At 68.7% G+C, this 20,110-nt stretch carries 16 protein-coding genes; 10 read left to right on the top strand and 6 right to left on the bottom strand.

All coding sequences use genetic code 11. The annotated features are described in order from the left end of the window. Positions 1–23: 23 nt before the first annotated feature. From R3I40_RS06455 to R3I40_RS06435, 5 genes are all read right to left on the bottom strand, one after another. The gene (locus R3I40_RS06455) at positions 24–1,628 is read right to left on the bottom strand and encodes a glycoside hydrolase family 13 protein (RefSeq protein ID WP_259923439.1); all 1,605 of its coding nucleotides are present in this window, start codon (positions 1,626–1,628) and stop codon (positions 24–26) included. 40 nt (positions 1,629–1,668) lie between these two features. Continuing rightward, on the bottom strand, positions 1,669–3,618 hold the full coding sequence (locus R3I40_RS06450; protein ID WP_183374965.1) for a glycoside hydrolase family 13 protein: 1,950 nt from the start codon (positions 3,616–3,618) through the stop codon (positions 1,669–1,671). Positions 3,619–3,625: 7 nt separating this feature from the next. Next, a complete protein-coding gene (locus R3I40_RS06445; protein ID WP_183374964.1) occupies positions 3,626–4,531 on the bottom strand; it encodes a sugar ABC transporter permease in 906 nt (301 codons plus the stop codon). A gap of 27 nt (positions 4,532–4,558) precedes the next feature. Beyond that, on the bottom strand, positions 4,559–6,136 hold the full coding sequence (locus tag R3I40_RS06440; RefSeq protein ID WP_259923438.1) for an ABC transporter permease subunit: 1,578 nt from the start codon (positions 6,134–6,136) through the stop codon (positions 4,559–4,561). 100 nt (positions 6,137–6,236) lie between these two features. Then, positions 6,237–7,520, bottom strand: a complete 1,284-nt coding sequence (locus R3I40_RS06435) for a sugar ABC transporter substrate-binding protein (RefSeq protein WP_317699889.1) — start codon at positions 7,518–7,520, stop codon at positions 6,237–6,239. Between the two features lie 274 nt (positions 7,521–7,794). On the opposite strand from R3I40_RS06435, the gene R3I40_RS06430 reads away from it, so the two are divergent. From R3I40_RS06430 to R3I40_RS06410, 5 genes are all read left to right on the top strand, one after another. Next, the gene (locus tag R3I40_RS06430) at positions 7,795–8,790 is read left to right on the top strand and encodes a LacI family DNA-binding transcriptional regulator (protein ID WP_285262162.1); all 996 of its coding nucleotides are present in this window, start codon (positions 7,795–7,797) and stop codon (positions 8,788–8,790) included. A gap of 86 nt (positions 8,791–8,876) precedes the next feature. Further along, entirely contained in the window at positions 8,877–9,977 is a 1,101-nt protein-coding gene (gene trpS / locus R3I40_RS06425) for a tryptophan--tRNA ligase (protein ID WP_396349463.1), read from the top strand. Between the two features lie 203 nt (positions 9,978–10,180). After that, on the top strand, positions 10,181–11,110 hold the full coding sequence (gene cysK / locus R3I40_RS06420; RefSeq protein WP_183374956.1) for a cysteine synthase A: 930 nt from the start codon (positions 10,181–10,183) through the stop codon (positions 11,108–11,110). Beyond that, complete coding sequence (gene epsC, locus R3I40_RS06415; protein ID WP_183374954.1) at positions 11,110–11,712, top strand: serine O-acetyltransferase EpsC; 603 nt, start codon at positions 11,110–11,112, stop codon at positions 11,710–11,712. Before cysK ends, epsC begins: the two co-directional genes overlap by 1 nt. A gap of 20 nt (positions 11,713–11,732) precedes the next feature. Beyond that, positions 11,733–12,521: an SIR2 family NAD-dependent protein deacylase gene (locus tag R3I40_RS06410; protein ID WP_285262163.1), complete on the top strand. Its 789-nt coding sequence runs from the start codon at positions 11,733–11,735 to the stop codon at positions 12,519–12,521. A 6-nt stretch (positions 12,522–12,527) separates the two neighbouring features. On the opposite strand, the gene R3I40_RS06405 is transcribed toward R3I40_RS06410, so the two are convergent. Further along, positions 12,528–13,076: a GNAT family N-acetyltransferase gene (locus R3I40_RS06405; protein ID WP_285262164.1), complete on the bottom strand. Its 549-nt coding sequence runs from the start codon at positions 13,074–13,076 to the stop codon at positions 12,528–12,530. Positions 13,077–13,238: 162 nt separating this feature from the next. Here R3I40_RS06405 and gcvT point away from each other — a divergent pair, with 162 nt between their 5' ends. The 5 genes from gcvT to R3I40_RS06380 all read left to right on the top strand — a co-directional run bounded on the left by gcvT (position 13,239) and on the right by R3I40_RS06380 (position 20,099). Next, on the top strand, positions 13,239–14,366 hold the full coding sequence (gene gcvT, locus R3I40_RS06400) for a glycine cleavage system aminomethyltransferase GcvT (RefSeq protein WP_183374948.1): 1,128 nt from the start codon (positions 13,239–13,241) through the stop codon (positions 14,364–14,366). A gap of 47 nt (positions 14,367–14,413) precedes the next feature. Next, positions 14,414–14,779 (top strand): glycine cleavage system protein GcvH, encoded by a 366-nt coding sequence (gcvH, locus tag R3I40_RS06395; RefSeq protein WP_221187103.1) that lies wholly within the window; start codon positions 14,414–14,416, stop codon positions 14,777–14,779. 19 nt (positions 14,780–14,798) lie between these two features. Continuing rightward, complete coding sequence (gene gcvP / locus R3I40_RS06390; protein WP_285262165.1) at positions 14,799–17,759, top strand: aminomethyl-transferring glycine dehydrogenase; 2,961 nt, start codon at positions 14,799–14,801, stop codon at positions 17,757–17,759. A 92-nt stretch (positions 17,760–17,851) separates the two neighbouring features. Then, a complete protein-coding gene (locus R3I40_RS06385) occupies positions 17,852–19,057 on the top strand; it encodes a cobalamin-independent methionine synthase II family protein (RefSeq protein ID WP_285262166.1) in 1,206 nt (401 codons plus the stop codon). A 193-nt stretch (positions 19,058–19,250) separates the two neighbouring features. Beyond that, a complete protein-coding gene (locus R3I40_RS06380; protein WP_239374182.1) occupies positions 19,251–20,099 on the top strand; it encodes a gamma-glutamyl-gamma-aminobutyrate hydrolase family protein in 849 nt (282 codons plus the stop codon). The last annotated feature ends 11 nt before the right edge of the window (positions 20,100–20,110 follow it).

Below are 20,110 nucleotides of genomic sequence, written 5' to 3'. Positions count from 1 at the left end.
AACGGGAGACTACCAACAGCCGCTCAACGCAGCCACACGGTGCTGTTGGCCGCCAGCCGGGTCTGCGCATCCGGGTGGGAGGCCAGCAGTACCTCAGCACCCTCCGGCAGGTCATGGTCCTGATCCGTGGTGTTCACCAGCACCGTGACACCAGCGTTGGTGAGCGACAGCACGCCCTCATGCGGGCTCTCGTTCATCACCAGGTCACCGGTCGCCAGGCCCAGGGCGCGGCGCTGCGCGATCGCAGTGCGGTAGAACTCCAGTGTGGAGCCCTCCACCCCGTCCTGCTGGTCCGCGGCGCGCTCACCGTAGAAGTCCGGCTGCGGCAGCCACGCCTTCCCCGTCGAGGAGAAGCCGTAGGCGGGGGAGTCCTTCTCCCACGCCAGTGGCACACGGCAGCCGTCGCGGCCCGGCACGCCGGCCCGCTTGTGCGCAGGGTCCTCGCGCAGCTCGTCGGGGATCTCCGCGACCTCCGGCAGCCCCATCTCCTCGCCCTGGTACAGGTAGGCGGAGCCGGGCAGAGCCAGCATAAGGGCGGTGGCGCCGCGGGCGCGACGCAGACCCAGCTCCAGGTCCGGCTTCTCCTCGCGGGACAGACCCTCACCGAAGCGGTAGCCGTGCTCGAAGCCGTAGCGGGTCGCGTGACGGATCACGTCATGGTTGGACAGCACCCAGGTGCTGGGGGAGCCGACCTCCTTCGCGAAGGTCAGCGGCGTCATGATGGCCTCGGTGATGGTGTCCACGCTCCAGCCAGCGCCGAGGAAGCCGAAGTTGAAGATCTGGTGCATCTCGTCGGGCCGGATGTACAGGTGCTGACGGTTCTTCGGCACCCATGCCTCCGCCACCATCATGCGGTCGCCCTCGTACTCGTCGAGCACACGGCGCCACTCGCGGTAGATCTCGTGGACCCCGTCCTGGTCGAAGTAGACGGGGACCACGTCGGGGTCGCCGGCCATGAGCTGACGGTGCTCCTCGGACTCGTCCGGCAGGCCGTCCGGCTTGATCATGCCGTGGGCGACGTCCACGCGGAAGCCGTCGACGCCCCGGTCGAGCCAGAACCGCAGAACGCCTTCGAACATGTCGCGCACGGCGCGGTTGGTCCAGTTGAAGTCCGGCTGGGAGGTGTCGAACAGGTGCAGGTACCACTGGCCGTGCTTCTCCTCGCGGGTCCAGGCGCTGCCGTGGAAGATCGACTGCCAGTTGTTCGGCGGCTCCTCGCCATGCTCGCCCCTGCCGTCGCGGAAGATGTACATCTCGCGCTCCGGGGAGCCGGGCTCCGCGTCCAGCGCGGCCCTGAACAGGGGGTGCTCGGAGGACGAGTGGTTGGGGACGATGTCCACGATCACCCGGATGCCGAGCTCATGGGCCCGGGCGATCAGGGCATCGGCGTCCTCGAGGGTACCGAAGCGGGGGTCGACGTCGGTGAAGTCCGCGACGTCATAGCCGGCGTCGTGCTGCGGCGAGGTGTAGAACGGGGACAGCCAGATCGCGTCCGCGCCCAGGTCCCGGATGTGCTCCAGACGCGCGGTGATGCCGGGCAGGTCGCCCATGCCGTCGCCGTTGCCGTCGGCGAACGACCGCGGGTACACCTGGTACACCACGGCGCTGCGCCACCATTCGTTCGACATTGCAGTCCTCCTTCTCTGGGGGGGGTGGATGGTCGTCGGTTCAGGTCAGGTCGGTGAGGGGGAGCGCGCTCAGCCCGGGCCCCTCGGCGCTCAGGCGGAGGACACCGGCCCCGTCGGCCCAGGCGGCTCCGCCCACGTGCAGGAGGGCGGCCGACGGATTCTGGGCGCGCACCGTCCCCAGCAGCAGATCGGTGGGGACCTCGATCGCGTCATGGGCGGTGCGGGCCGCATGGATCAGCACGCTGCCCTCCGGGTGAGTGCGGACGAACACGAGCGCGTCGGCGGTGGCCGCGATCCAGCGGATGCCGCCGCGGCGCAGGGCGGGCGAGGCGGCGCGGGCCGCAAAGGAGCGCTGGACGGTGGTGAGGGCGTCGTGGTCGATCGCGGTGACGGCGCTCGCGGGCCCGGAGCCGTCGATCAGGTCCCACGGCATCGGAGTGCGGGAGTGCTCGCCGTTCAGCCCGTGCAGGCCCAGCTCGTCGCCGGCGAACAGGGTGGGGACGCCGGGCAGGCAGGCGAGCAGTCCGAGCGCCACCCGGGTGCGGCCGGCGTCACCGGTGACCGTGCGGATGCGGGGCGTGTCGTGGCTGGACAGCAGGTTCTGCGAATGCAGCCGTGACGGATACGGCATCTGGGCGTTCACACCGCGCAGCGTGCGGGTGGCTGCGCCGCCTGGCAGGCGGGGGATGCTCATCGGCAGACCGAGCCAGTTGAGGTCCGAGTCGGGGTCGGCGAGCCACGCCCAGAGGGGGCGGGTGAAGCCGGCGTAGTTCATGGTTCCGTGCCAGCCGTCGCCGTCGAGGTCGCGCGTGGCGTCGTGGCCGTGCTCGGCGATCAGCCAGTGCTGCCGGCCGAGGGTGCGGCGCATGGTGCGGGCCACCTCGTGCGCGAGGTCCTGGGCGCCGTGGCGGCCGGTCATGTTCGCCACGTCGATGCGCCACCCGTCGGCGCTGAACGGCTCGGCGAGCCAGTGCGCGGTGACGGAGTCGGCGCCCTCATAGAGTGCGCGGCGCATCGCGGGTGCGCGGTGGTCGAGCTTCGGCAGGCTGGGGACGCCGAGCCAGCCGACGTAGTCGTCGCCGTCGCCGGAGAACAGGTAGAAGTCCCGCTCCGGGGCGGTGGGGTCGGCGAGCGCCGCCTGGAACCAGGCGTGCCGATCGCCCGTGTGGTTCGTGGTGAGGTCGAGGATGAGGCGCATGCCGCGCTCGTGCAGGGCGGCGCTGAGCCGTGCGAGGGCGTCGTCGCCGCCGAGCAGCGGGTCGACGCGCTCGAACGCGGAGGCGTCGTAGCGGTGCACGGAGCCGGCGGGGAAGATCGGCGTCAGGTAGACCGTGTCCGCGCCGAGGCCCTGGATGTGGTCGAGGTGCTCGATGATGCCGTCGAGGTCACCGCCGAACAGCTGGACGCCGTTGCGGTGGCCGTCCTCCGAGGCGGGATCGGACCAGCGCATCGGCTCCGCCCAGTCGGGCAGGTCGAGATCGGGGAGGCCGTCGGCTGTGGTGGGGGAGTGGGCGGCGCGGGCGAAGCGGTCCGGGAAGATCTGGTAGACGATCGCGTCGGCGACCCAGTCGGGAGCGGGGGTGTGGGCGATGAGGGTGAAGTCCTCGGCGTCGGTGACGTCGTGGTCGCGCACCCCGGCGGCGGTCACCCACGCGTACGGCAGCGGGGAGGGGGCCGACGGGTCCTGGGAGCCGACCACGCAGAACCGGTAGCGGGTGACCGGGTTGTGGACGAGCACCTCGCCGGTGAACCAGTGCCCGGCGCCGTCAGCGGGGCCCCGCTCGAGCGCGGTGGCGACGGGTTCGCCGTCGCGGACCTGCCGCAGGGCGACCGCGCTCGCATGCCACAGGTCCGGCACCCACAGACGGACCTCGACGGTGTCGCCGAGCGCCGGGGCGGACGCGGAGGTGCACAGCGGACCGGAGTCGTGGAACGGCTCGGCGGCGAACAGGTCGAGGCCGGGCGCCGTGGGGGTGAACGGTGCGGTCAATGCGTGCTCAGCCCTTGACGGCGCCGGAGGTGGAGCCGCCCACGATGTACTTCTGCAGGAACTGGTAGAGGACGATCACCGGGATCATCGTCAGCACCGCGCCGGCGGCGAACACGCCCAGGTTGTTGGAGCGGTCACCGGCGAGCATGCCGTAGAGACCCACGGCGAGGGTCTTGTTCTCGTCACTGGTGAGGAAGATCGACCCGAGGAGGAAGTCGCTCATCACGCCGACCAGCGACAGCAGGAACGTGGTCGCCAGGATCGGGGTCAGCGTGGGCAGCAGGATGCGGGTGAAGGTCTGCCAGTGGGTGGCGCCGTCGATGATCGCCGCCTCATCCAGTTCCCGGGGGATGGTGTCGAAGAAGCCCTTGATCAGCCACACCTGCCCGAGGGAGCCGCCCAGCAGCACCACGATGTAGCCGGGCAGGGAGTCCAGGCCGAGGAACGGGATCGCCTCGCCGAGGTCGGAGATCATCGTGTAGATCGCGATCATCGACAGGATCGCCGGGAACATCATGATCAGCAGCAGCGCCAGCATGCCGCCGCGCCGGCCCGCGAAGCGCAGGCGGGAGAATGCATAGCTCGCCAGCACCGACAGGCTCACCTGGGTGAGGGCCACCACGCCGCACACGATTGCGGTGTTGAGGTACCAGCGCAGGAACGGGCCGCGGGAACCGGACAGCAGCTCGCGGAAGTGGTCGAGGCTGAACGCCCGCGGAATCAGGTTCGTGGAGGACACGGTTCCCAGCGGGTTCAGGGACGCGGAGATGACGTACAGGATCGGGATGGCGGCGAAGACCAGGGCGGCGATGCCGACCAGGTGGCGCCAGCCGACCTCGCGGAACCAGCGGCCCGCGCTCATGCGGTTGCGCGGAGCCGGGTCGTCGGTGGGGGTGGTGATGGAGGTGCTCATCGGTGTCAGTCCTTGTGCTGCGGCCGGTCAGTTGACGTCTTCGAGGAACTTCGTGAACCGGAACTGGAACGCCGCCAGCAGACCGGTGATCGCGAAGAGGACCACGGACACGGCGGAGGCGAAGCCGAAGTCCGCTCCGGAACCGCCGAAGGCGATGCGGTACACCATCGAGATCAGGATGTCGGTGCCGCCTCGGGTGAACTCGTTGTCGGGGAACGGGCCGCCGCCGGTGAGCAGCTCAATGGCGTTGAAGTTGTTGAAGTTGAAGGCGAACGAGGCCACCAGCAGCGGCGCGATCGACACCAGCAGCAGCGGGGTGATCACCTTGACGGTGGTCTGCAGCGAGGAGGCGCCGTCAATGCGGGCGGCCTCCTTCACGTCCGACGGGATCGACTGCAGCGCGCCGGTGCAGACGATGAACATGTACGGGAAGCCCATCCACAGGTTGGTCAGCAGGATCGCGACCTTCGCCCAGGTGGGGTCGCCCAGCCAGTTGATGTGCAGGCCGGTGAGCTGGTTGATCAGCCCGTAGTCCTGGTTGTAGAAGTTCGACCAGATCAGCAGAGCGATGAAGCCGGGCACCGCGTACGGCAGCAGCAGGAACGACCGGTACAGGCGGCGACCCCGGATCCGTTCGTCGTTGAGGGCGAGTGCGAGGGCCAGGCCGAGCGCGAACGTGGTGATGACCGAGCCGGCGGCGAACACGAGGGTCCATGCGAACGCCTTGAGGAACTGGGCGCCCACGCTGCCGTTGGTGAACAGGCGGGTGTAGTTGTCGAACCCGACGCCCTGCAGCCAGGACTGGGAGAAGGCGCGCTTGCCGTCGGCATCCACGAACACCTGCTCGCCGCCCACCTCCCCGACGGTGAAGACCTCACCGGTGGCGGTGTTGACGATCTGGTCCTTCGCTTCGTCGTACTGGAGCACCTTCGTGCCCTGGAACGCAGTGCCGGCGTCGAGGATGCGCACCGCGGTGGTGTCGTCAACGGTGACGGCGACCTCACTGATCTCACGGAAGTGGTCGTTGACCTCGCGCGGCTTCAGCAGGGTGAAGCCGTCGGCCTCCGTGACGCGGCCCGAGGAGATCGAGACCGCGTCCTCCTCGACCGGCTCGAGCGGCTGCTCGGCGCTGCCGGTGAAGGCCTCACCGGTGCTCTGGTCCACGAGGAAGAACGTGTACGGCCCCTCCGCGGCGCCCTTCGTGCCGACCGTGAGCGTATAGCGGGACGCGCCCTCCACCTGCTGCACGGAGTTGCCGGTGATCGAGTTGATGGCCTCCTGCTTGGTGCCGCGGGACCCGTCGCCGTAGTTCGTGAACGAGTAGCCGACCGTCAGGATGATCGGCGTGATGAGGAAGACCACCAGGAAGAAGGTGCCGGGGAAGATGTACTTGCCGGGGATGAAGCGCTTGGTGGTGTAGAGCGCGAAGATCGCCGCCACCGTCAGCACGGTGAAGGTCAGCCACAGCCAGGCCTTCAGACCGATCAGCAGGGGGATCAGCCACACGGCAGCGGCGGCGACGGAGCCCAGGAACAGGATCTTCACCACCAGGGCGGCGGTGGAGGTGGTGCGCTGCCGGTGGGCGGGGGCGGAGGTGTCGGTCATCTCGCGGATCTTCCTTGATGCTTCGGACGACGGATGGCGGTCGGACGGCTGATGGTCCCGCGCGCGGATGCGGACGGGACCATCAGCCGCCGGTCAGGGATCAGCCCTTGATCGAATCGGTGATGGCCTTGCCGGCGCCCTCCATGGAGGACTTCGGGTCGGCGCCGCCGATGATGTTGGCCTCAGCGATGCCGAGCGGCTTCCACACGGCCGCCATCTGCGGGATCGACGGCATCGGCTCAGCCTTCTCGGAGAACTGCGCGAACTTCACGACCTCCGGGTGCTTATCAGCGAGCTTCTTCTGCAGCTCCAGGTTCACCGGCGGCAGCTCGTTCTTCGCGAACATCTGCTCCACCAGGTCCGGGGAGGCGGCGACGGCGTTGACGAACTGGCTGGCGAACGCGGCGTTCTTGCCCTTGGAGGCGACGTAGAACGCGTTCACGCCGGCGAACGGGCGGGCCTCCTCCAGGCCTTCGAAGCCGGGAATGGGGGAGAGCTCGAAGTCGATCTTCGCCTTCTTGATGTCCGCGAGCGCCCACGGGCCGGAGATCAGGTAGGCGGCCTTGCCGTCGGTGAACAGCGAGATGGCGTTGTCGTTGGTGATGGAGGTCTTCAGCACGCCCTCCTTGCCGAGCTGCTGCATCTTCTCACCGGCGGAGACGGAGCCGTCCTTGCCGACGCCGACGTCCTCGGGGTTGAGGCCGCCGTCGGCCTTCTCTCCGAACAGGTAGCCGCCCGCGGAGGTGTACAGCGGGTGCATGGCGTAGGGATCGCCCTCTTCGCCGACGGGCAGGGAGAGCGGGGTGTCGGCGCCGCCGGCCTTGCCGGCCTCGACGAGCTCCTCAAACGTGGCCGGGCTCGGCTTGTCGGTGAGCTTCTTGTTGGCGAACAGCGCAATGCACTCCACGGCGTACGGCATGCCGTAGGTCTGGCCGTCGTAGGTGACGGCGTCGAGGCCGACGGGTGCCAGGGCCTTCTTGGCTTCTGCCGGCAGCTGAACGGGGGAGACCGCGCCGTTCTGCACGAGGTTGCCGATCCAGTCGTGGGCGCCGAGCAGCAGGTCCGGGCCGTTGCCGGCCTGGTTGGCGGTGATGAAAGAGCTCTGCAGCTCGTCGGCGACGGTCTGCACGGCGACCTTCAGGCCCTGGGACTCGCCCCATGCCTTCGCGGGCTCCTGCAGGGCGGCGGCCTTCTTCTCGTCCGCCCAGATGACGAGGTCGGCGTTCTTGGGGACGGCCGGGGCTGCGCCCTCGGCACCGCCGGCATCGGACGCGCCGGAGTCGGCGCCCTTCTTCTCGGTGGAGCCTCCGCCGCAGGCGGCGAGGGTGGCGGCGCCGAGGGTGGCGGCGCCCATGGCCAGGAATGTATGACGACGGATCAGCACCGTGTTCTCCTTCGAATGGTGGCTGCTCGCTGTGCGGTCCGATGGGGAACCGTGGTGGCGGGCATCCGTCGCGGGGGTGGCGGGCCACTCCCGTTGCTTCACGGTAGGCCGAGGGGTCCGCGTATGCAAGAATGAGACTGCAAGATGCAAGAAAGTTGCATTGAATGAGGAGTCGCCGACTCCCGAACAAGGACGTTCGTCCACCCCTCTGGACCGTTCCCACTCGTGCTCCTGCACGGGAATCGGGCCGCGGGTGGCGAAGAAAGCAGCAGCAATGAAAGCGCGACTGATCGACATCGCAGCGCAAGCGCACGTCAGTGAAGCAACCGTGTCCCGTGTTCTTGCAGGAAAGCCCGGCGTCAACTCGGCCACGCGCGAGAAGGTGCTGCAGATCGCCCGCGAGCTCGGCCGCTACAGCGATGTGGCCCTGCAGGACTCCCGTCCGCTCATCGGCGTGGTGCTGCCCGTGCTGGACAATCCGATCTTCCCGATGTTCGCCGACGCAGTCGAGCAGGAAGCCGCCCGCGCCGACGCAGACGTCCTCATCGGCGCCGGTGCCCGCAGCCCAGAGGACGAGGAGCGGATCTTCGATCGCCTCGTGCGCGCCGGTTCCCGCGGCATCATCGTGGTCTCGGGTCTGCATGCCGACTCCGCGCACAGCCACGACCACTACCGGGCAGCGATGGAGCGCGGCGTCGCGTTCAGCCTCGTCAACGGCGAACTGCCGGACCTGCAGGCCGCCTTCATCACCGCGGATGACGAATTCGCGATCAGCCTCGCGCTCACCCACCTGCGCGAGCTCGGCCATGAGCGCATCGGCCTCGCCGTCGGCGATGAGCACACCTGGCCGGTGCGCCGCAAGACCGCCGCCTTCAGCGCGCAGACGGCCGACTGCTCCGGCCGCAGCCCCATCTCCTACACCGACTTCTCCTACGCCGGCGGCTACCAGTCCGCGAGCGAACTGCTGGACAAGGACTGCACGGCCATCATCTGCGGCTCGGACGTCATGGCCGTCGGTGCCGTCGCCGCCGCCGCCGACCGCGGCCTCAGCGTCCCGCGGGACCTCTCAGTCGTCGGCTACGACGACATCCCCACCGCCCGCACGCACGCCCCGGCGATCACCACCATCCGGCAGCCGGTCGCCCTGATGGTCCGCACGGCCGTGCGGCACGTCCTCGCCTCTGAGGGGCGCACCCGTCGGGCCCCTTCCTCCGCCTTCGCGGCCCGCCCCGAACTCGTGGTCCGCGCCTCCACCGCTGCGCCCCGCTGACGGCCGATCCTTCAGCGGTGCGCCGGCAGCCTCGCTGCGGGGGAGCGGGCGGCGGATCCGGTGCGCGCATTCGGTACGGTAGAGGGGTGAACACGAACACCGCTTCTACGTCCCCGACCATCGCCGAGATCCCCAGCGGCACCTACGCCGCTGCGCTGCGCCGCAACGAGCAGATCGAGCAGCAGCTGGAGAAGGACCCGTCGGTCTTCCGCATGCTGACCGGTGACCGCCCCACCGGCGCCCTGCACATCGGCCACTACTTCGGCACGCTGCGCAACCGCGTTCGGCTCCAGAACGCCGGTGTGGAGTCCTGGATCCTGGTGGCGGACCTGCAGGTCATCACCGATCGCGACCTCGTCGGCGACATCCGCGGCAGCGTCACCCAGCTGCTGACCGACTACCTCGCAGCCGGCATCGACCCCGAGAAGTCCACGATCTTCGCCCACTCCGCGATCCCCGAGCTCAACCAGCTCGTGCTGCCGTTCCTCGCTCTGGTCACCCAGCCGGAGCTCGAGCGCAACCCCACCGTGAAGTCCGAGCTCGCCGCCGCAGGGAAGAGCCACATGGGCGGACTGCTGCTCACCTATCCGGTCCATCAGGCCGCCGACATCCTCTTCTGCCACGGCAACCTCGTGCCCGTGGGCAAGGATCAGCTGCCCCACATCGAACAGACCCGGGTCATCGCCCGTCGCTTCAACGAGCGCTTCGCCGGCGGCGAGAAGTTCTTCACCGAACCGGACGCGCTGCTCTCCAAGGCGCCGATCATCCTCGGCCTCGACGGCGACAAGATGTCGAAGTCCCGCGGCAATACCGTCATGCTCTCGATGACCGCCAAGGAGACCGAGAAGCAGATCAAACGCGCCAAGACCGATTCGGACCGCACCATCACCTACGACCCCGACGCCCGCCCCGAGGTGGCGAACCTGCTGACCATCACCAGCGAGTGCACCGGGCGCAGTCCCCAGGAGATCGCTGACGAGATCGGCGACAAGGGGGCCGGCACGCTGAAGGTCATGTGTGCCGAAGCTCTCAACGAGCATCTGGCGCCGCTGCGGGCACGCCGCGCAGAGCTCGAGCAGAGCCCCGACTACCTCCTCGAGGTGCTGCGCGCCGGTAATGAAAAGGCGCGTGATCAGGCGGTTCGCACGCTGGATCGGGTGCGGGACTTCATGGGCATGGCCTACTGACCGAGCCAGGACGAACTCCGTGGTGGGGCGCTGCAGCATCGACGCTGCGGCGCCCCGCCGTCGTTTCCGAGGGTGCAGCGCTGGTCGCTCAGGGACGGCGGCATAGGATGGAGCCATAAGAGCAACTTAGGGTGACCAAAAGTGAAGGCGGTGCATCCGTCGGCACTCATCCACCCACCCACCCAGAACAGGAGCTGATCCGCGTGCGCATCCATTCCAGCGTCTCCGACCTCGTCGGCAACACCCCGCTCGTCCGCCTCAACCACCTGCCCGATGCCGTCCGGGCCACCGTGGTCGCCAAGATCGAGTTCTCCAACCCCGGCGCATCCGTCAAGGACCGCATCGGCGCGGCGATGATCAACGCTGCGGAGGAGTCCGGGCAGCTCACGCCCGGCGGCACCATCATCGAAGCCACCTCCGGCAACACCGGCATCGCCCTGGCCATGATCGGCTCCTCCCGCGGCTACCGCGTCATCCTCACCATGCCCGCCTCGATGTCCAAGGAGCGCCGGGCGCTGCTGCGTGCCTTCGGCGCCCAGATCGAACTCACCGAGCCCGCCGGCGGCATGAAGGGCGCCGTTCAGAGGGCCGAAGAGCTCGCCGAGGAGACCGGCGGCGTCCTCGTGCGCCAGTTCGCCAACCAGGCCAACCGCGAGATCCATCGCGCCACGACGGCGGAGGAGATCTGGCGCGACACCGACGGAACCGTGGACGCGCTCGTCGCCGGCGTCGGCACCGGCGGCACCATCACCGGCGTCGGCCAGGTGCTCAAGGAGCGCAAGCCGGACGTCCGCATCGTCGCTGTGGAGCCCGCCGAGTCGCCGCTGCTGTCCGGCGGCAGCGCCGGCCCCCACAAGATCCAGGGTCTCGGCGCGAACTTCGTGCCCGAGGTGCTCGACACCGAGGTGTACGACGAGGTCATCGCCGTCGAAGGCGAGAAGGCCATGGAGCGCGCCCGCAGCGTCGCCCGCTCCGAAGGCCTGCTCGTCGGCATCTCCTCCGGCGCCGCCGTCGAAGCGGCCATCGAGCTCGGCTCCCGCGATGACATGGCCGGCAAGCTCATCGTCGTGATGATCCCCAGCTTCGGCGAGCGGTACCTGTCCACCCCGCTGTTCTCGGAGTACCTCGACTGATGATCCGCCGCGCCGCCCGCTCCCTGACCGCCGTGCGCGAGCAGCTCCGCGAGGACCTGCAGGGCGCGCGCGAGCGCGACCCCGCCGCACGCAGCGACCTCGAGATCGCCCTGCTGTACCCCGGGCTGCACGCGGTCTGGACCCACCGCATCTCCCACCGGCTCTGGCAGCGGCCCCGCCTGCGCTTCGCCGCCCGCGCCCTGTCGCAGGTGAGCCGCGCCGCCACCGGTGTGGAGATCCACCCGGGTGCGCGGATCGGGCGGCGCTTCTTCATCGACCACGGCATGGGGGTCGTCATCGGCGAGACCGCCGAGGTCGGCGACGACGTCATGCTCTACCACCAGGTCACGCTCGGCGGGCGCTCCCTCGAGCAGACCAAGCGCCACCCCACCGTGGGGGACGGCGTGATCGTCGGCGCGGGTGCGCGCATCCTCGGCCCCGTCGAGATCGGCGCGCGGTCACGGATCGGCGCGAACGCCGTGGTGGTCAGCGACGTGCCGACGGAGTCCTCCGCTGTCGGAATCCCAGCCCGCTCACGCCCGCTGGATCCGACCGTTCACCGCGAGGAGTCCGCCGGAACCGATCCCGCGATCCTCATCTGAGCGGGCGCTAGCATGGGGGTGTGCAGACGCGTGCCTTCGAACTCCGCCCCCATCACCGCCGCGTGGTCGCCCTCACCGGGGCGGGCCTCAGCGCGGCGGCCGGCCTGCGCACATTCCGCGGCCCGGGCGGCCTCTGGGAGGAGGACCCGCTGCTGGAGGCGTCCATGGACGTCGCCGCCCTGCCGGACAGCCTCGATCATCTGTGGCAAGTGTGGGGCGGCGTGTTCGAGACCGCCGCGGTCATCGGCCCCACGCCCGGCCACCGGGCGCTCGCCCGGATCGGCGCGCAGGTCCTCACCCAGAACGTGGACGGCCTCCATCAGGTCGCCGGCAGCCGCGATGTCGCCGAACTCCACGGCAGCGCCGCCCATGCCCGCTGCCTGAACGACGACTGCCCGTGGCGCGCCGACCTCGTCGCCGGGGAAGCGGGCGCCGTCCCGCGGGATCTGCCCGAGCGGTACGGGGCCCCGTCGGCCTGCCCCCTGTGCGGTGCGCGCACCCGACCGGACGTGGTGCTGTTCGGCGAAATGCTGGACGTCGCCGTCATCGAGGCGGCCGAGCGCGCCGCGCGCAGCTGTGATGTGTTCCTCGCCGTCGGCACCTCCCACACGGTCGCGCCGGCCGCGCTGCTGGCTCCGCTGGCCCGCTCCTGCGGCGCCGTCACCGTGTGCATCGACCCGCACGCCACGGCCTCCAGCGTCAGCGCCGTGTTCGATCACGTCATCGCCGAGGACGCCCACACGGTGCTGCCGCGCTGGGCGCAGCTGCGCGACAAGGAGCGGCGCAACCCCTTCCTCGAGCCGTTCTGATTCCGGTCAGTCCAGCGCCAGGGGTCGCTCCATCAGCAGGCACTGCTCGCCGAACTCCGTCAGTCCCTTCCGGGTCGTGAAGCCGAGGCGCTTCAGCAGCGCCACGCTGCGTTTGTTGCGCGAGGCGGTCACCGCGATCACGTGCTCATCCGGCAGGTTCTCCGCCGCCCAGTCGAGAACAGCGCGGCACGCCTCCGCGGCGTATCCGAACCCGACGCAGTTCGGCAGCAGCGCGTACGTCAGCTCCAGCTCTTCGCGGTCGTAGCTGAGGGTGACGATGCCCAGCATGCGGTCCGCCGGTGCATCGTCAGTGTGATCCTCGACTCCGTCGGCAGATGTTGCCGCGATCACCCATCGGCCCCAGGTCAGGCCGAGAGGCGAGAGCTCCAGGGCCTGCCGGGAGGCGAAGCCGACGGCGCCGCCGAGGTAGTCGCGGGCGCGATCAGCGGTGATCAGCTCGATGAGGGCGGGGCGGTCGCGCTCCGACGGCTCCCTGATCGACAGCCGGTCCGTTGTCAAGCGGACGGGCCATACGTTCGTACCCTCAGTCTTCACGCCGTCAGCCTAGGCCAGGCGGCAGGACGGCCGGTCCAGGAATCCCTAGTAGAGTGGCGCCAGCAGCCCGGTCCAGCGCTGGTCGCAGGTTGTGCGAATTCTCGGGACCGGGATCGATGGAACAATGTGTTGTACGCGCATTGCGCAGATCTAGGAGTCTTAATGTCCGCTGATGAGCTTCTTCGCACACCCCTCCAGGAAGTCCACCAGGAGCTGGGAGCGTCGTTCACCGACTTCGCCGGCTGGAACATGCCCGTGCGCTACACCTCCGACAAGGCGGAGCACGCTGCGGTCCGCGACTCGGCCGGTCAGTTCGACCTCTCCCACATGGGCGAAGTGTTCTTCACCGGCCCGCAGGCCGGGGAGGCCCTCGACTACGCCCTCGCCGGCAAGCTCTCCAGCATGCAGATCGGCCGCGCGAAGTACACCCTGCTGCTCAATGACCAGGGCGGCATCATCGACGACCTCATCGTCTACCGCCTCAGCGAGGACGAGTTCATGACCGTCCCCAACGCCGGCAACCGCCTCGTGGACGCCGAGCAGCTCGTCAAGCGCGCAGAAGGCTTCGACGTCAAGGTCGAGGACCAGTCCGAGCAGACCGCACTGGTCGCCGTGCAGGGCCCGAAGTCCGCCGACATCGTCGAGGAGTTTGCGAAGTCCGACGAGGTCGAGGTCGACCTCGACGAGCTCGCCGAGCTCAAGTACTACCGCATCCTCGAGGGCACCTACCAGGGCAAGCGCCTGCTGATCGCCCGCACCGGCTACACCGGTGAGGACGGCTTCGAGCTGTACGTCCCGAACGAGAGCGCCGTGGACCTGTGGAAGGCCATGGAGACCATCGGCGGCGAGGGCATCCTCCCGTGCGGTCTCGCCTGCCGCGACTCCCTCCGCCTCGAGGCCGGTATGCCGCTGTACGGCAACGAGCTGTCCGAGGACCTCTTCCCCGCGCAGGCCGGTCTCGGTCGCGTGGTTGCGTTCAAGTCGAAGGACGACTTCGTCGGCCGCGAGGCCCTCGAAGGCAAGGACTTCAGCGACATGCCCGTCCTCGTGGGCATGACCGCTGAGGGCCGTCGCGCAGCGCGCGCCGGCTACAGCATCAAGGACGAGTCCGGCACCGAGATCGGCCACGTGAGCTCCGGCGCACTCTCGCCGACCCTCGGCTACCCGATCGCCCTGGGCTACGTGGATCCGAAGTTCGCCGAGCCGGGCACCAAGCTGGAGATCGACGTCCGCGGCAAGACCCTGCCCGCCACGGTGGTCAACCTCCCGTTCTACTCCCGCGAGAAGTAATCCCTCCAGAGCTTTCCACTCTTTTCCACAATTGAAAGGAAATGACCATGTCTGATCTCAAGTTTTCCAAGGACCACGAATGGGTTCGCGAAGAGGGCGACACCGTCGTCGTCGGCGTGACCGATTTCGCCGCTGACCAGCTGGGCGACGTCGTCTACGTTGACCTGCCCGAGGTGGGCGACAGCGTCGAGGCGCACACCGAGATGGGCGAGATCGAGTCCACCAAGAGCGTCTCCGACCTCTTCTCCCCGGTCACCGGTGAGGTCATCGAGATCAACGAGGACGTCGTCGACGAACCCGAGAAGGTCAACGAAGATCCGTTCGGTGCGGCATGGCTCATCAAGGTGAAGGTCGAATCCCTTCCCGATGACCTCATGTCCAAGGACGAGTACGACAAGCTCACCCAGTCCTGATAGGGGCCACTCTCAACTGATGTCTGATATGAACGAGGCCATCTACGGCCAGCATTCGTTTGTCCGCCGCCACGTGGGCACCACCGCGAACGACCAGGAGCACATGCTCAAGGCGCTCGGCGTCTCGTCGCTCTCGGAGCTCATGGAGAAGGCCGTGCCCAGCACGATCTACCTCGGTGAGGAGCCCGACTCGATCCTGCCGGAGGCAGCGACCGAGTCCGCGACCCTCGAGGAGCTGCGCGGCTTCGCGAAGAAGAACAACGCGAAGCGCTCGCTGATCGGCCTGGGCTACTACGGCACACACACGCCGTCGGTCATCCAGCGCAACATCCTGGAGAACCCGGGCTGGTACACGGCCTACACGCCGTACCAGCCGGAGATCTCCCAGGGTCGTCTGGAGTCGCTGATGAACTTCCAGACGATGATCGCCGACCTCACCGGCATGGATCTGTCCAACGCATCGATGCTCGACGAGGCCTCCGCGGCCGCTGAGAGCATGATGCTCGCCCGTCGTCAGAACCGTCGCCAGAAGTCCAACGTGTTCCTCGTGGACGCGGACGTCCTGCCGACCACCCGCTACGTCCTCGAGGGCCGTGCCGACATCCTCGGCTTCGAGCTCAAGTACGTGGACTTCGCGAACGACGGTGCACCCGAGGGCGACTTCTTCGGTGCCCTGATCCAGTACCCGGGCGCTTCCGGCCGGGTCTGGGACGCCACCGAGGTCATCGCCGAGCTCAAGAAGTCCAAGGCCGTTGTCATCGTGGCAGCGGACCTGCTCGCTCTGACGCTGCTGAAGTCCCCGGGCGAGATGGGCGCCGATGTCGTCATGGGCACCTCCCAGCGCTTCGGTGTTCCGCTCGGCTTCGGTGGTCCGCACGCCGCGTTCGTGGCCGTCAACGACGACCTCAAGCGCCAGCTGCCGGGCCGCCTGGTGGGCATCTCCAAGGACGCCGACGGCAACCCCGCGTACCGTCTGTCCCTGCAGACCCGCGAGCAGCACATCCGTCGTGAGAAGGCGACCTCGAACATCACCACCGCGCAGGTACTCCTCGCGGTGATGGCATCGATGTACGCCGTCTACCACGGCCCGGACGGCCTGACCGCCCTGGCGCGTCAGACCGCCGACCGCACCGCGACCCTCGCCGCATGGCTGAAGGACGCCGGCTTCACCCTGAAGCACGAAGCGTTCTTCGACACCCTGCGCATCGAGGCACCGGGCAGGGCCAAGGACATCTACGAGGCCTTCAAGAAGGCCGAGATGCTCATCCACGTCGTCGACGATGACACCGTGCAGCTGTCGCTGGACGAGACCGTCACCGCCGAGGACCTGAAGGCCATCGCCGGCGTGTTCGGCGAGTTCGGCTCCGCCAAGGGCGAGATCGAGGACGGCGCCGTGAAGAGCGGCGACGCATGGGGCGGCCTCGTGCGCGAGACCTCCTTCCTGCAGCACCCGGTCTTCCAGTCGTTCCACTCCGAGACCGCGATGATGCGCTACCTGCGTCGTCTCTCGGACCGCGACTACGGCCTGGACCGCGGCATGATCCCGCTGGGCTCCTGCACGATGAAGCTCAACTCCGCCACCGAGATGGCTGCGATCACCTGGCCGGAGTTCAACTCCGTCCACCCGTTCGCGCCCGTCGAGGACGTGGAGGGCTACCTCGAGATGATCACTCAGCTGGAGGAGTGGCTCGCCGACCTCACCGGCTACGACACCGTCTCCCTGCAGCCGAACGCCGGCTCCCAGGGTGAGGTCGCCGGTCTGCTGGCGATCAAGGCGTACCACAACTCGCGCGGCGAATCGCAGCGCGACGTCTGCGTCGTGCCGTCCTCCGCGCACGGCACGAACGCCGCTTCGGCTGCGATCGTCGGCATGCGCGTGGTGGTCGTCGCCTCGGACGCCAACGGCAACATCGACGTCGACGACCTCAAGCAGAAGATCAAGGACCACGGCGATGAGCTCGCCGCGATCATGATCACCTACCCGTCCACGCACGGCGTGTACGAGTCCGAGGTCCGCACCATCTGCCAGCTGGTGCACGATGCCGGCGGTCAGGTGTACGTCGACGGTGCGAACGCAACCGCGCTGCTGCAGGTCGCCCGCCCGGGCGAGTTCGGCGGCGACGTCTCGCACCTGAACCTGCACAAGACCTTCTGCATCCCGCACGGCGGCGGCGGCCCGGGCGTCGGTCCGGTCGCAGCCAAGGCGCACCTCGCTCCGTTCCTGCCGGGTCACCCGCAGATCCAGAAGCCGGAGCATCCGGTGGTGGGCGAAGGCGAGCAGGTGCACGGCGGCGCTCCGGTGTCGCAGGCACCGTACGGCTCCGCGTCGATCCTGCCGATCTCCTGGGCGTACATCCGCATGATGGGCGCCGAGGGCATCCGCCACGCCACCAGCTCCGCCGTGCTCGGCGCGAACTACCTGGCGAAGCGCCTCAGCGAGAAGTTCGAGATCCTGTACACGGGTGAGAACGGCCTCGTGGCCCACGAGTGCATCGTGGACCTGCGTCCGTTCACCGCCCGCACGGGCATCACCGTGGACGATATGGCCAAGCGCCTCATCGACTACGGCTTCCACGCTCCGACCATGAGCTTCCCGGTTGCGGGCACGTTCATGGTGGAGCCGACGGAGTCCGAGGACCTGCAGGAGCTCGATCGCTTCGCCGACGCTATGCTCGCCATGTACGACGAGGCTGAGAAGGTCCTCTCCGGCGAGTGGCCGAAGGACGACAACCCGCTGGTCAACGCTCCGCACACCGCTGAGTGCGCATCGGCATCCGAGTGGGAGCACCCGTACTCCCGCGAGGTCGCCGTCTACCCGGGCGTGGACAACAGCGAGGACGTCAAGGGCTGCCACTCGAACCGCGCCATGCGCATCCAGGCCAAGTACTGGCCGGTTGTGCGCCGCATCGAGCAGGCCTTCGGCGACCGCAACCTCGTCCCCACCTGGGGTGACTTCTCCGGCACCGTCGGCGGCGAGTGATCGCCGCGGCTCAGCCGCTGAGATGTGACTGATCATGACGCCCCGTGAACTCCGGTTCACGGGGCGTCATGCCGTCCCGCTACTGTGGCGACATGACCATCGAGACAACGCACGCGGGCTCCCTTCCCCGCACCCCCGAACTGATCACCGCCAACGCTGAACGGCCCCTCGAGGCCGACGGGATCACCCCCGTCATCACGGACGAGTTCGCCGAGACGCTGCGCGACGCCGTCGCCTCGGTGGTGCAGCGCCAGAAGGACATCGGCATCTCCATTCCCGGAGACGGCGAATACGGCAAGGACATGTCCACCGGCGTCAACTACGGCTCCTGGTGGTCGTACATCTTCGGCCGCACCGCCGGCCTGGAGATCACGGGCGAGGACCACCAGCACAGTGAGCCCAAGCGCTCCGAACCGGGCCGCATCCGCCTCACCTCGTTCCCCGACCGCCGCGACTGGGTCCGCTTCGCCGACGCCTACAACGACCCGGAGTCCGGCATCACGGTCGGCGCACAGAAGGTGTTCCCGGCCGCCACCTCCGCCATCAGCTACACCGACCTCGGCCGGGAGTTCGCCGCGGCGGACACCCGCAACTTCCGCTCCGCGCTCGACGCCGCAGGGTACGACCAGGGCTTCCTCTCCTCCCTCTCACCGGGCTCCGGTGCCCGCATCGCCGATGACCACTACGGCGATGAGGACGCGTTCATCGAGGCGTGGGTGCAGGTCATGCGCGAGGAGTACCGCGCGATCGCGGACTCCGGACTTCTGCTGCAGATCGATGATCCGTCGATCGCGGAGAACTGGGACCAGATCAACCCCGAACCCACCATCGAGGACTACCTCGCGTTCACCCAGAAGCGGGTCGATGCGATCAACCGGGCACTGGAGGGGATCCCGCAGGAGCAGGTGCGCTTCCACCTCTGCTGGGGCTCCTGGCACGGCCCCCACACCACCGACATCGAGTTCCGCCACATCGCGGAGCTGATGCTGCAGATCAACGCGAAGTACTTCAGCTTCGAGGCCGGCAATGTGCGCCATGAGCACGAATGGGTGGTGTGGAAGGACATCGAGCTGCCCGCGGGCCGCGTCATCATGCCCGGCGTGGTCTCGCACGCCACCAACGTGGTGGAGCATCCGGAACTCGTGGCGCAGCGCCTGCGCCGCTTCGCCGACATCGTGGGACCGGAGCGCGTCATCGGATCCTCTGACTGCGGGTTCGGCGGCCGCATCCACCCGGACATCGCCTGGGCGAAGCTCGAGTCGCTGACCGAGGGCGCAGCGATCGCCTCCCGCGGCTGAGCAGACCGAGCCCGGCCCGGGTGCGGCTGACGGCGCGCCCGGGCCCGGTTCGCGACGTGTTCACATTCGGCCATGCAGATTGTGACGGACCCGTCCCGTGCAGTGAACTGGGGGAACCCTCGCGGCAGCGGGGGAGCACAGCACCACTGCGGGGCCGCCGAGCACCGCCGAATGACACGGAAAGGATGGCGCAATGAGCAACATCGCTGCACATGACACTGCTTCTCACAAGGACGCCATCCGCATGTCCGCCTTCATCGGCAGCACCGCCGCCCCCAGCGCGGACACCGCCACCGGCCGCACCCGTCGGCCCCTCATCGGCATCACCGCCGGCACGCGCACGCTCACCGACGGCGCCTGGGCCGGGTACGAGGCCACCGCCGTGACCACCAACTACACCACCGCCATCCGCGAAGCCGGCGGACGGCCCGTGATCCTGACGCCCGGTGAGGTGTGGAGCGCCGACGAGCTCGCCGACCTCGACGGCATCGTCATCACCGGCGGCACCGACATCGACCCCGCGCGCTACGGCGCGGGTGCTCTGCCGACGGACTTCGCCGCCGACGAGGCGCGCGACGCGTTCGAGATCGAGCTCGCTCAGGCCGCCGAGGAGAACGGCATCCCCGTGCTCGGCATCTGCCGCGGCCTGCAGATCATCAACGTGGCGCGCGGCGGCACCCTCATCCAGCACCTCGCGGATGAGGATCTCGCGTACCCGCGCAGTGACCAGCAGCTCACCGAGGTGCCGATCGAGGTCGACGCGGACAGCGACGTGGCGCTGGCGCTCGGCACCGCACCGACCGTCAGCGCGTTCCACCACCAGGCGATCGACGCCCTGGGGCGGGGGCTGCGCGTGGTGGCGCGCCACGCCTCGGGGGTTGTGCATGCGGTGCAGTCGACCTCCGGTGCGCCGGTCCTCGCCGTCCAGTTCCATCCGGAGACGCGCGCGGACGCCGCCGAACTGTTCGCTCGCTTCGTGGGCATCACGTCAGGTTCGCGCGCGGTGGCTCCATCGCCTAAGATGGTAACGGTACAGCCGTGATTTTGGAGGAT

It is taken from the genome of Helcobacillus massiliensis (genome assembly GCF_033106145.1).
Taxonomy (GTDB): Bacteria; Actinomycetota; Actinomycetes; order Actinomycetales; family Dermabacteraceae; genus Helcobacillus; species Helcobacillus massiliensis.
Note: the sequence above shows the minus strand (reverse complement) of the source record. Positions and strands in the feature narration are given on the sequence as shown.